9 protein-coding genes are annotated in these 12,967 nt (G+C 63.6%); 1 reads left to right on the top strand and 8 read right to left on the bottom strand.

Annotation, left to right across the window (positions count from 1 at the left end; translation table 11 throughout):
- Positions 1 to 648: 648 nt before the first annotated feature.
- Positions 649 to 3,495 carry a heavy metal translocating P-type ATPase gene (locus tag QD208_RS17295; RefSeq protein ID WP_279837645.1) on the bottom strand — a complete coding sequence of 949 codons (2,847 nt, stop codon included), beginning with the start codon at positions 3,493 to 3,495 and terminating at the stop codon, positions 649 to 651.
- The gene (locus QD208_RS17290; RefSeq protein WP_213113556.1) at positions 3,492 to 3,947 is read right to left on the bottom strand and encodes a MerR family DNA-binding protein; all 456 of its coding nucleotides are present in this window, start codon (positions 3,945 to 3,947) and stop codon (positions 3,492 to 3,494) included. The genes QD208_RS17295 and QD208_RS17290 overlap by 4 nt, the downstream gene beginning before the upstream one ends.
- A gap of 443 nt (positions 3,948 to 4,390) precedes the next feature.
- Between QD208_RS17290 and QD208_RS17285 the strand changes: the two genes are divergently transcribed.
- Positions 4,391 to 5,644 (top strand): outer membrane protein transport protein, encoded by a 1,254-nt coding sequence (locus tag QD208_RS17285; protein ID WP_279837643.1) that lies wholly within the window; start codon positions 4,391 to 4,393, stop codon positions 5,642 to 5,644.
- A 177-nt stretch (positions 5,645 to 5,821) separates the two neighbouring features.
- Here the strand turns inward: QD208_RS17285 and QD208_RS17280 are convergent, their stop codons facing one another.
- The 6 genes from QD208_RS17280 to QD208_RS17255 form a co-directional block, all read right to left on the bottom strand.
- The gene (locus QD208_RS17280; protein ID WP_279837642.1) at positions 5,822 to 6,904 is read right to left on the bottom strand and encodes a porin; all 1,083 of its coding nucleotides are present in this window, start codon (positions 6,902 to 6,904) and stop codon (positions 5,822 to 5,824) included.
- Positions 6,905 to 7,257: 353 nt separating this feature from the next.
- Positions 7,258 to 8,853 (bottom strand): ABC transporter ATP-binding protein, encoded by a 1,596-nt coding sequence (locus QD208_RS17275; RefSeq protein WP_279837647.1) that lies wholly within the window; start codon positions 8,851 to 8,853, stop codon positions 7,258 to 7,260.
- Positions 8,854 to 9,000: 147 nt separating this feature from the next.
- Positions 9,001 to 9,924, bottom strand: coding sequence for an ABC transporter permease subunit (locus QD208_RS17270; RefSeq protein ID WP_107335886.1), 924 nt, complete (start codon positions 9,922 to 9,924; stop codon positions 9,001 to 9,003).
- Between the two features lie 14 nt (positions 9,925 to 9,938).
- Positions 9,939 to 10,865: an oligopeptide ABC transporter permease OppB gene (gene oppB, locus QD208_RS17265; RefSeq protein ID WP_279837641.1), complete on the bottom strand. Its 927-nt coding sequence runs from the start codon at positions 10,863 to 10,865 to the stop codon at positions 9,939 to 9,941.
- Positions 10,866 to 10,924: 59 nt separating this feature from the next.
- Complete coding sequence (locus tag QD208_RS17260) at positions 10,925 to 12,562, bottom strand: peptide ABC transporter substrate-binding protein (RefSeq protein WP_279837640.1); 1,638 nt, start codon at positions 12,560 to 12,562, stop codon at positions 10,925 to 10,927.
- 150 nt (positions 12,563 to 12,712) lie between these two features.
- A complete protein-coding gene (locus QD208_RS17255; RefSeq protein ID WP_279837639.1) occupies positions 12,713 to 12,913 on the bottom strand; it encodes a hypothetical protein in 201 nt (66 codons plus the stop codon).
- Positions 12,914 to 12,967: the final 54 nt, after the last annotated feature.

The following is a 12,967-nucleotide window of genomic DNA, read 5'->3' as shown; positions in this document are numbered from 1 at the left end:
CACTTATACTGAACCGCCCCTGTAGCCTTGCTGCAGGGGCGGTTCTCTTTGTGCGCAGGAAAAATCATAGGCGCGAAGGTCATGCGTGGGAGAAGCCATGTGTGACATGTGTGGAAAGGCGCGCATAGAGACGTCAGTAGAGACGCTGTGCAGAAAGAAGACCAAAGGAAACGCCCCTGTCACCGATGTGGCAGGGGCGTTTTTGCATTCTCGGCACCTTGATCAAGCGGGATAAAGAAGAGGCACGCGGGGTAAAGAAGAGCAAAGCGGCTGTGGAAAACTCAAGATTCGGCAGTGCAGGAGCTATCCACAAGACCTCGCGACAGCTGCTTTCCCCCCAGTGGACTTGCCGGGTGACCCAGGTCTCGGAGCCGCAGGACGGCATGTCATGAGCGCTATCGTTGCGAGTCTTGCGAGAGCCGTCTGGTGCGCTTTTGATCAGGAAACAGTCACGAAAAAAGCCCTGCCACACAGGATGTGACAGGGCTTTGAGTTGATGATCTTGCGCGATTGTCTTGTGCGATCAGCTTGCTCTATTTCAGGGACTACAGAGCAAGGCCTGGAGTGTGTTTCATGACTTGGCGAGCCAGAACCACCAGACAATGGCGGCGATCAGGCCGAGCCCTAGCAGATTGATGGCCATGCAGATCATGCTGACGCTCCTTGTGAGGTGGTGGCGGTATTCTCGGGGTTACTCGTTGCGGATCCAGCTGCGTTCGGGGGCGTATAGCGACGCAGACGATTGGCATTGGTCACGACGGTGACCGAGGACAGGGACATGGCCAGTCCCGCGATGACCGGCGACAGCAACATGCCCGTGAAGGGGTAGAGGATGCCTGCGGCAATCGGGATGCCGATCAGGTTGTAGCCGAAGGCCCCCACCAGGTTCTGCTTGATGTTGCGCAGGGTGGCCTGGCTGATCGCGATCGCATCCGCGACCCCGCCCAGCGACGGCTGCATCAACGTGATACCGGCGGTCTCGATGGCGACATCGGTACCTTCGCCCATCGCGAAGCCGACATCGGCCAGCGCCAGCGCCGGCGCATCATTGATGCCATCGCCGACCATTCCCACTACGTGACCTTCCTGCTGCAGCCGCGCGATCTCATCGTGCTTGTCATCCGGTGAGACGCCGGCACGGTAATCATCGATACCGGTCTCGCGCGCCACGGCCGCTGCCGTGTGAGGGTTGTCACCGGTCAGCATGATCACCTTGAGGCCGATGGCATGCAGGCGAGCGATGGCATCGCGGCTATCGTCACGCAGCGGGTCGGCCAGGCCGAAGACGGCGAGCAATTCATCGTCGCGAGCCATCAGGATCAAGGTGCGCGCATTGTCTTCTAGAGACGTGATCTGCTCGCTGAGAGGAACCAGGCTGATACCTGCCTCTTCCAGCATGGCAGCGTTGCCCATGCGCCAGGTGCGCCCTGCATCGTCCTGGGCCTGAATGCCGCGCCCGCTGATGGTCTGGTAGTCATGGAAGGCCTTGCTGCGCGAGGCTTCGGGGCGTCTGGCTTCGATATGTGCCAGCAGCGCCGCGGCCAGCGGGTGCTCTGAGCCCCGCTCCAGTGCATATGCTGCATCCAGCACGGCTTCCTCGTCTTCCCCTTCGAGGAGCGAGACCTCGGTGACCTCCGGCTTGCCGCGCGTCAGGGTGCCGGTCTTGTCGACCACCAGCGCGGTCAAACGACTGGCGGTCTGCAGTGCCTCACCGCTGCGGACCAGTACGCCATGTTCCGCCGCCTTGCCGACCCCGATCATGGTCGAGATCGGCGTCGCCAGACCCAGCGCACACGGGCAGGCGATGACGAGTACCGCCGTCGCGACCACCAGCATATGCACGCCGGTCGGCGCAGGCCCGAAGTTGAACCACGCCAGCGCCGCGATGATGGCAATGATCATCACGCTGGGCACGAACACGCCGGAGATGGTGTCAGCCAGCCGGCCGATCGGCGGGCGCGAATTCTGCGCCTGACGCACCTGGCTGATGATGCGTCCCAGGCGCGTCTCGCTACCGACGCGCTCGACCTCGAAGACCAGGCTGCCACGCGTATTGAGCGTACCGGCGGCTACCTCGTCGCCAATACCGCGTGACACGGGCAGTGGCTCACCGCTGAGCATCGATTCATCGATGTGGCTCTGGCCCTCGATGACCCTGCCATCCACCGGGATGCGCTCACCGGGGCGAATGCGCACCTGGTCCCCGCTGCGGACCTCGTTGATATCGATCTCGCGCTCTTCACCGTCGCGGATCACGCGGGCCGTGCGGGTCTGCAGATCCAGCAGCGCGCGCAGCGCCTGCTGAGTGCGGCCGCGGGCGCGGACTTCCAGCGCCTGCCCCAGGCTGATCAAGCCGATGATCATGGTCGAGGCTTCAAAGTAGAGCCCGCGCGCCGCCGGGGGCACGCTGTCGGGAAACAGCAGCACGCCCATGGAGTAGATCCATGCCGCCCCGGTACCGAGCGCCACCAGCGTATCCATGTTGGCCTGATGGTGCGTGAAGGCCTTCCAGGCGCTGGTGAAGAAGTTGCGTCCTGCCGTGGCGAGCACGCCCAGCACGGCGACGCCGATCGCCAGCCACACCCCGCGCTCGAGCCCCTCGAAGCCGGGCTGATGGAAGAACATGCTGATCATCAGGGGGATGCCGATGCCCAGTGACAGCACGCTGTCACGGACACGAGAGCGATATTCCTGATCGGCGTCCTCTTGCTGTTGCAGCTCACCGGCCTGCGCGTCTTCCACCAGGCTCGCCCCGTAGCCGACACCTTCGATGGCCGAGACGATCTCGTCGGGAGTGAGGCGGCTCGTGACCTGGGCGGTGCGTGAGGCGAAGTTGACCTGCGCCTGCTGAACTCCATCCAGGCCATCCAGTGCCTTCTGGATCGTCGCCACGCAGCTGGCGCAGGTGACGCCGGACAGCGAGAACTCGGCGTTTGCGCTATCGGCTGGCTGGCTCGCAGTCGCTGTCTTGTTTGCAGTACCTGACGCGTTCGCAGCGCCTGACTTGCTCGCAACGACCGGCGTATCAGCAGCCGGCGCGGCTTGAGCTTCAGCCGCCTCGGCGGGGGCCTCAAGCGAATAGTCCGTCTCGAGGATGATTCTCTCGAGCAGCCCGCGCGGCAGACAGGTGTCCACGTCGAGAGTGTCTTCTTTCGGCGTGCCACTGACTTGCGCGGTGTCATCCCAGTGCTGGATGGCCTCGCGCAATCTGGCGACGCATTTCTGGCAGTGCATGCCGTACACCGACAGATCGTGATGGGCGCGTTCCGGCAGGGCTTCTTCCTTGAGGGGGTAGCCGCAGTCGTCCGCGACTTCCTGCAGTGCCGTGGATGACAGCTGGCTGTGCATCAGCAACAGCTCTGCGTCAGGCGCGCCGAGCAACTCGGCCTGCGGGTCCTGCGCCTGCACGGCACGACGAATCCTGCTGACACAGCCCTGACAATGGATGCCTGGCGCCTGCAGAAGGCGTGTCTCGGGAAGTGATGTGGTCGTCATGATTGCCCCCCGTCGCGGCGTTTGGAGGTGGAAGCGGTGTCGGGCACGTCCTGCGGAAAGCCTTCGATCAGACAGCACACGCTGTTGCCGTCCGGCACGCCATCCGGCAGGTCCTGCCAGCAATCCAGCGCATGCTCCATGCGCTCTGCGAGGGCTTCCAGCTCACGAATGCGCTCGCGCACTCTCGGCAGGTGCTGTCGCAGCAGGTCACGAACCAGCGGGCACGGCGAGTCGTGCTGGTCCGCCTGCTCGAGAATCTGTTTGATGTCGGCAAGGCTGAAGCCCAGCTGGCGTGCCTGACTGATGAATTTGAGGCGTACCAGCGCCTGCTCATCGAAGCGCTGGTAGTTGTTGACGGGATCACGTCGGGCCGTGATCAGCCCCTGGCGCGTGTAATGGCGAACGGTTTCGGCGGTGACGCCCCCCGCGCGGGCCAGCTCAGCGACTTTCATTGCATCATCTCCTGGTGATCAAGAGTGGCGGAGAGAGCATTCGGCTGCCCTGAAGGTCTGTCGGCAGCCAATGTTCCGTGACTGATCATCAGTGTAAGACTTATGTGTTGCACATAGGTCAAGCGAGCCGATACATACGAAAAAGCTGATGTTCGACCAATAGGCTAGAGGGGGGAGCAGAGGAGGTTGTCGTGTTTTAAACGCTGGCGACAAGGCACTAAATCGTCGTCAGGTCATGGGCTTAGCAGCACGAGACAGTGCAGACATGAATGAAAGTTCCCTGAATACTAGAAATCTCCCTATTCAAACAAACGTTCGCCCTTGACTTGAGCGATCGACTCGCCCAAAACGTAAGTGACAGGGCTATGCATCAACGAACGATAACAACAACATGCAGCTCTCCAGCCACCTGCAATGGGACGCCATCCATAATGAAAAACAAGATGAACAAACTCACCCTCGGGGTCGCTCTGGCAACGGTAGCCACGGCTTATGCCGGTGGCGTTCACGCGGGGGCCTTCCAGCTGAACGAGCAGAGTGTCAGCACCCAGGGCACCTCCTTCGCCGGGCGCGCCTCGAATGCCAATGATGCCTCCACCGTATTCGGCAATCCGGCCGGCATGTCTTTCCTGGATCGTGCCCAGATCACCGGCGGTGTGACCTATCTGGACGTCAATACCGATATTGATGTCGCCAGCGCGAATGATGCACTCGGTCGGCCAGTCTCTGGCGGAGATGACGGTGACATGGTGCCAGGGGCGGCAGTGCCTTCCTTCTATTACGTGCAGCCGATGAACGACCGGGTAGCACTGGGCTTCGGGGTCTACGCGCCCTTTGGTGTGATCACCGATTATGGTTCTGATTTCCGCGGCCGCTATTTCGCCAATTACAGTGAAGTCGAGGTGGTCACCGCCCAGCCGACCATCTCCTACCGCATCAATGACAAATGGGCCATCGGCGCCGGTGTGACCTACAACAGCGTCAAGGGTGAGCTGACGTCGAATACTCTCGATGCTGGCACAGGCGATGGCAAGGTCAAGATCAAGGGCGACGATGCCGCTTGGGGCTACAACGTCGGGGTCATCTTCCAGCCGGTGGAAAGCACCCGTCTCGGTCTGTCCTATCGCTCCAAGGTGGATTACAGCCTGGAAGGCGAGGCCAAGTACAACAATGTCTTCACTGGCACGGGCTTCGCGAATACCGAGCAGGATGCGTCGCTGGACGTGACCCTGCCGGAAAGCATCGACTTCTCCGTGACGCACAAGCTGGATGATCGCTGGACGCTGATGGCGGGTGTGACCTGGGTGCACTGGAGCCGCTTCGATGAGATCGCGGTGGAAGTCGACAACATGAACGACATCGTCGAGGAGCAGGGCTACGAAGACAGCTGGCAGTACGCGGTGGGTCTGAGCTATCAGCTCAATCCGCAGTGGGTGCTGCGCACCGGCATGGCCTTCGATGACAGCCCGACCGTGGATGAGCATCGCAGCGCGCGTATCCCGTCCGGTGATCGCACCATCTTCTCGCTGGGGGCCGGCTGGACGCCGATGCCGGAGCTGACCATCGACATGGCCTACACCTACCTGTGGGAAGAGACGGCCACCGTCAGCCTGAGCGAGCCCAACCGTGGCACCTATGAAGCCGATTACGAGAATGAAGCGCATGGCTTCGGTCTCGGCGCGACCTATCGCTTCTGAGCACGTCAGCGGCTGAAACGCTGAGCTGATCTCGGGACAACCGATACAACCGACAAAAAAACGCCCGGTCATATGACCGGGCGTTTTTTTGTCATCCCTGCCGGGTTCATCAGGCAAGGGGGAACTATCGCCTCAGCGCGAGCATTGGCGAACCGTCACCAGCGTCAGACATGACGATCAGAAGTCGTAACGCGCCAGGAACATCAGCTGGTCGCGGTCGGCGCTGTACTCGCTGCCGTCTGACTGGCGGCTGTTGTCAAAGCGATACTCGGTGGCCAGCGTCAGGTCCTTGACCCGCCAGGCCGCGCCCAGAATCTGATAGGCGTAGCGTGCTTCGCTGTCGGCGTCCTCCAGGTGATTCAAGCCACCGTAGAGCTCGACACTGTCATCGCCCCAGATGACCTCCTTGAACTTGTAGTTGACCACGAATTCCGCGCCGCGCGCCTTGTCGACGAAGCTTTCCGAGGAGTCCAGGGTGCTGCCGGCGATGTGGTTGCGATATTCCCCGCCGACGAGGGCGATGTACCAGTTGCCCGGTGACCAGTGACCGCCGAGCAGCCAGGCATCGATATCGCCGTTCTCGCTGTTGCCGCTCTCGTAGTCGCTCAGCTCCGTATGGTGGAAGACCCCGCCCACCGTGAAGTCCTCGTTCGGGTGCCAGTTGAGCGCGGCTTCATAGCTGTAGTCACGCTCATACCCCGAATACTCGGTCTCGGTGGTGAAGACGCCATCCTCGAAGAGTGAGGTCTCGTTGCTGTGCTGGCCATCATGGCCGAGCTGGTAGAGCAGGCCGACAGTAACGTCGTCGAAGCTCTTCTTCCAGTAGAGCGAGTTGTCCGGCCGCCCCGTGCCATGCAGGCCGCCGTCACCGCTGCGGCCTTCGAAGGTGCCGGACGCCTCGCCACCATTGATCCAGAACCAGTCGGTGTTGACGGCCACCATGTCGTACCAGGGGCCATACTGCTTGCCGACCGTGAAGCTGCCCCATTTCTCGTGGGCCGCTCCGGCATAGAGCATGCGCTTGTAGTGAGCATCGGTGCCGTCCTTGAACCAGGGATCGAAGCCCCATTCGGCGCGGATGATGGAGCTCCAGCCCTGCTCGAACTGATGCTCGTGGATCAGGCGCACCCGCGAGCCGCCGTTGTAGATCTCGTCGTGTGCGCCATCCTGGATCACGGCAAACGCCGCCAGGCGGCCACTGAACTCGACGCGGTCGGTATCCGTCTTGTAGACCTCGATGGCCTGGGCCATGGGGCTCATGCTCAGCAGTCCCGTACCGAGCAGGGCTGCGCCAATCGCGTGACGCAGTCGTGAGTGAGTGTGAAGGGGGATGCTGGATGTTGTTGTAGGTTGCATCGTCATCCTGTGCATGTCTTTCCATCGGTGTGGGTCATGCCGGAGCGTCCTGCTCCGGCCTCGGTCGGGTGCAAGCACCCGGTTGGCAGCCAATGTCGATTTGTGTGAGCGACTCGGCTGCCCTTGCCCGGGGCGAGGCCGGGCGCTCATCGCCACCCTTCAAGCAGGCAGTGATTAGGCCCTGCGCCTTTTCTCAGGCAAAGCGGGGTCTTGATGGGCGCCGCAGCGCCCATCAGTCATGTCGTCTTTTCAGGGGGTCAGTGGTGCGTCTGTCCCAGGTCCGGGGCGAAGGCAGCCTGCATCAATTCACGCGTATAACGCTCACGGGGTGCCTCGAAGATGGCGTGGGTGCTGCCGCTTTCCACCACCTCGCCTTCCTTCATCACGATGAGGTGGTCTGACAGCGCACGCACGACCGCCAGGTCATGGCTGATGAACAGATAGGTCAGGCCATGGCGCGCCTGCAGGTCGCGCAGCAGGTCGATCACCGTGACCTGTACCGAGCGGTCCAGCGCCGAGGTCGGCTCGTCCAGCAGCAGGAATTCCGGCTTGAGCACCAGGGCGCGGGCGATGGCGATGCGCTGGCGCTGACCACCGGAGAATTCATGCGGATAGCGATTGCGCATGCCGGGGTCGAGGCTGACCTCGCTCAGGGCGTCGCAGACCCGCGCATCGCGCTGGGCGCGATTGAGCTCGGGGTGATGCATGCGCAGGCCTTCGCTGATGATCTCGCCCACGGTCAGGCGCGGCGACAGGGAGCCGAAGGGGTCCTGGAAGACGACCTGCATGCGCGAGCGCAAGGGGCGCATGCCCGACTTGTCCAGCGGCATGATATCGACGCCATCGAAGCTGATCTGGCCCTGGCTCTTGAGCAGGCGCAGCAGGGCGCGACCCAGCGTCGACTTGCCGGAGCCGGACTCGCCGACGATGCCGATGGTCTGGCCGCGTCGCACCTCGAGATCGATGCCGCGCACCGCCTCGAAGGCGACCTTGGGCCCGAACAGTGGACGCTTGATGGTGAAACTGACACGCACATCGCGCGCCGACAGCAGCACCGGTGCATCCGCGGCCACCGGTGCTTTCTCACCGGCCGGTTCGGCATCGATCAGCATGCGGGTGTAGGCGTGCTGCGGGCTCTCGAAGACGTCGTGGGTGGCGCCAGTTTCCAGCAGCTCGCCGTGACGCATCACGCAGACGCGGTCCGCGAAGTGGCGCACGATGCTCAGGTCGTGGGTGATGAACAGGATCGCCATGCCGTAGCGCTGCTGCAGCGACTTGAGCAACCGCAGGATCTGCGCCTGCACCGTGACATCCAGCGCGGTGGTCGGCTCATCGGCGATCAGCAGGTCCGGCTCGCAGGCCAGCGCGATGGCGATCATCACGCGCTGACGCTGGCCACCGGACAGCTCATGGGGATAGCTGTCGATACGCCGTGCCGGCTCCGGGATGCCGACCTGCTCGAGCAGTTCCAGCGCCTTGTGGCGAGCCGCGCGGCCCTTGAGGTCACGATGCAGCGCCAGTACCTCGATGATCTGGCGCCCGATGCGGTGCAGCGGGTTGAGCGAGGTCATCGGCTCCTGGAAGACGGTGGCGATGCGGTTGCCGCGCAGCTCGCGCATGCGACGCGTCGAGGCACTCAGCAGGTCTTCGCCGCGCAGGCGGATGGCACCCTTGATCTCGGCGAGTTCCGGCAGCAGGCGCAGGATGGCGGTGGACGTGACCGACTTGCCGGAGCCGGACTCGCCGACCAGCGCCAGCGTCTCGCCCTTGTTGAGGGTGAAGCTGACGCCCTTGACGGCGGGTACCGCGCCATCCGGCAACTGGAAGTCGACCTTGAGGTCATCGATCTCCATCAGCGGCGGCGTGCCCGGCGCCTCGGCCGTCAGTCCCAGGCGAGTCAGGGTGTCGGCGCGTGCCTGGTCGGCGGCGTTGCGTGCTGGCGGCAAGCTGGAGGAGGTGCCGGAGGTAGAGGGTGAAGAAGTCATGATCAGCGCTCCGGTTCAGCGAGTCTTGGGGTCGAGGGCATCACGCAGCCCATCGCCGAGGAAGTTGAGGCAGAACAGGGTCGCGGCGAGGAAGGCCGAGGGCACCAGCAGCATCCAGGGTGCGGTCTCCATCATGTCCTTGCCTTCGGAGATCAACACGCCCCATGAGGTCAGCGGTTCCTGCACGCCGAGGCCGAGGAACGACAGGAAGCTTTCCAGCAGGATGACCTTGGGCACCGTCAGCGTGACGTAGACGATCACCGGCCCCAGCGCATTGGGGATCAGGTGGCGGGTGACCACCTGCAGGTCGCGCACCCCCAGCGCATGCGCCGCCTCGACGAATTCGCGCTTCTTGAGTGCCAGCACCTGGCCGCGCACGATGCGCGACATGTCCAGCCACTCCACCGCGCCGATGGCGGCGTAGATCAGGAAGATGTTGCGACCGAACACCACCATCAGCAGGATCACCAGGAACATGAACGGCAGCGAATACATGATGTCGACGAAGCGCATCATCAGGTTGTCGGTACGTCCGCCGAAGTAGCCGGAGACGGCGCCGTAGAGCACGCCGATCACCAGGCTGACGAAGGTGGCGACCAGCGCCACCGACAGCGAGATCTGGCCGCCATGCAGGGTGCGGGTCAGCAGGTCGCGGCCGTTGACGTCGGTGCCGAAGACGTGGCCGGAGGCCAGGTCCGGACCGGTGCCGATGGCGTTCCAGTCGACTTCATCGAGTTCGAAGGGCGTCAGCCACGGGCCGATCAGACAGGCCAGCACGATGACGGCCATCACCACCAGGCTGCACATGGCAGCGCGGTTCTGCTTGAGACGACGCCAGGCGTCGCGGGTCAGGCTGTCGCCTGCCGGCGCGGCAGGGGGCTGGCCATCGAAGGCGCTGGCACCGCCGGTGCCGTGGGGAGCGGGAGTTGTCTGTGACATGTCAGGGCCTCGGGTCAGTCGTCGTAGCGGATCTGCGGGTCGAGCATGCTGTAGAGCAGATCGACGATCAGGTTGAGCAGCAGGATCAAGGCGCCATAGAAGACCACCGTACCCATCACCAGGGTGTAGTCACGATTGAGCGCACCCTGCACGAAATAGCGCCCGATGCCGGGAATGCCGAAGATCTGCTCGATCACCACCGAGCCGGTGATGATGCCGGCGATGGCCGGGCCGAGGTAGGAGACCACCGGTAGCATCGCCGGTCGCAATGCATGGCGCAGAATCACCTTCCACTCGCCCAGGCCCTTGGCGCGGGCGGTGCGGATGTAGTGACTGCCGAGCACCTCGATCATGCTGGCGCGCATCATGCGGGCGATGTAGGCGATCTGCTGGATGGAGAGCGCCACCACCGGCAGCAGCAGGTTCTGCCAGGCGCCACCGTTCCAACCGCCGGCCGGCAACCAGCCGAGCAGCACGCCGAACACCAGCGCCAGCAGCGGGGCGATCACGAAGTTGGGCACCGCGATCCCCGCCAGCGCAGTACTCATCACCACGTAATCTGCCGTCGAGTTGCGCCGGATGGCCGCGATCACCCCCAGCGGCACCCCGATCAGCAGCGCGGCCAGAATCGCCCACATGCCCAGCTCCAGACTGGCCGGGAAGCCCTGGCTGATCAGCTCGCTGACATCGAAGTCCTTGTACTTGAAGGACGGGCCGAGATCGCCCTGCACCAGATCGCCCAGATAGCGCAGATACTGCATCGGCAATGGCTCATCCAGGTGATAGGCCGCGCGCAGGTTCTGCTCGATTTCCGGGGGCAGGCGGCGCTCGCCATCGAAGGGGCCGCCCGGGGCGACCCGCATCAGGAAGAACGACAGGGTGATCACGATCAGCAGGGTGGGAATCGCCTGCAGCAACCGTTTGAGGGTGTAGCTCAGCATCCAGTGCTCCGTCCGGGCCGCTGCCCGGGTGTGTCGTTGTTATTGGTGACTGTTGTCTGTCAGTGCGAGGTATCGAGCTGCAGATAGCGACTCGGGTGCACGTCCAGCGCATTGGGCGCCCAGCCGCTGATGGCGGGGTCGACCAGGCTGGAGGTGACATAGTCGTAGAGCGGCAGCACCACATCGTTGTCGAGCAGATACTGCTCGGCGTCGTGGAGCTGGCGCTGGCGGGTGCCGACATCTCCTTCACGCGCCGCCGCCTCGATCAGCGCATCGTAGGTCGGCGAGCTGAGCCCGGGCGCGTTGGAGGTGTTGTCGCTGCTGAAGGCGTTCAGGAAGTCGTAGGCATCGGCGATGGTGGCGATCATGCCGTAACGGCCGACCTCGAAATCGCCCAGCGCCAGATCGCGGTAATGCACCGCGGCCTCGGTGTTGGTCAGCGTCACCTTCACGCCCAGCGGTTTCCACATCGCCCCCAGGGCCACGGCGATCTTCTTGTGGTCTTCCAGGGTGTTGTAGCGCAGGGTCAGCTCAAGCGGGGTATCCGGGCCGTAGCCCGCGTCTGCCATCAGCTCACGCGCCTTCGCCATGCGCCTGTCCATCGACCAGTCAGCGAAGTCGAAGCGCGCGCCCTGATGCTCACCCAATGCCTTCGGCACGAAGTGCCAGGAGGGAATCTGGCCCATGCCGAGAATGCGCTCGGTGATCACCTCACGGCGCGTGGCCAGATTCAGCGCGCGACGAATGCGCGGGTCGGCCACCGGCGAGCCATCACGCAGATTGAAGACATAGAAGTACTCGCCGAGGATCGGGTAGGTCTGCAGGGCAGCGGCCAGATTGTCCTGGATCCAGGTGTAATGGCTGGCGGGCACACCGTAGGCGATCTCGACTTCGCCGGCGCGGAAGCGATTGAGCGCGGCATGACTCTCCTCGATGGGCAGGTAGACCACCTCATCGAGCGCGACCGTGTCCGCCGCGTGATAGCGCGGATTGGGCGTCAGGCGAATCTCGGCCTGGGGCGACCAGGTCTTGAGCACGAAGGCGCCCGAGGTGGCCATGTTGGCCGGCCGCGTCCAGTCAGCGCCCTTGGCCGCGATCACATGGCGTGGCAGCGGAGCGGCTTCGCTCATCGCCAGCGTCTGCTCCAGCGTCGCCGAAGGGTGGCTGAGAGTGATGGTAAGCGTGCGCGCATCCGGTGCGGCCACGCCGAGTTGATCCGGTGCCAGCGCACCGGTATTCACCGCGCGGGCATTGACGATCGGGTAGTAGAGCGTGGCGTTGTGGGCCGCGGTGGCGGGTGTCAGCAGGCGGCGCAGCGCGAAGACGGCATCCTCGGCGGTCAGCGGCGTGCCGTCTGACCATTCGAGCCCCTCGCGCAGATGAAAGGTCCAGCTCAGCCCATCGGCGGACGACTCCCAGCGCTCTGCCAGCCCGGGAGTCAGCTCGCCGTCGGCGGAGTAGGCGATCAGCGGCTCGAACAGATCACGCGTGATGCGTGTCTCCCAGGTGCCGTTGGTCTGTTGCGGGTCCAGCGAGCCGGGCTCGGCGCCATTGGCGATACGCAGGATCTGCTCGCTCTGGCTCGTGGATGCTGCGGCCATGACGCTGCCGGAAGCGCCAAGGGAGAGGGGAAGAGCGGACAGCAGCAGGCCTGCGCTGAGGCTTGCCGCGCATTGCATCGGTGAGGTGGGGGACATGCATGAACTCCTTGTCACGCCCGTGGGGCGCGACGTCATCTTCTGGTGCCATCCTTGGCAGATGCCACGCTCCTGCCCTGACGGACACGAGCGTGGACCCATGACGATCTAGAGAGCGGCGAGCCGGGTCAGAGGCTCACAGGGCTCGCCTCACTCGGAGAACGAGACCCAGCGCGAGCGGTGAGTATCCTCGATGTTGTTCTTCCAGCCGCTGAGCTTGGGGTTCACCAGATTGCGCGACACGTAGTAGTAGATCGGCAGCACGGCGTAGTCATCCAGCGCCTTGCGCTCGGCGTCCTGCATCAGCGCCTCGCGATCCTCTATGTCGAGCGTATTGGCAGCCTTGTGCATGTGTCCCGTCCTGAATATAGTTGACACGTTCTGACCTATCTTTAGGGAGAGCGT

This window comes from Cobetia sp. 29-18-1, from assembly GCF_029846405.1.
Classification (GTDB): domain Bacteria; phylum Pseudomonadota; class Gammaproteobacteria; order Pseudomonadales; family Halomonadaceae; genus Cobetia; species Cobetia amphilecti.
This window is presented reverse-complemented; position numbering and strand designations above follow the sequence as displayed.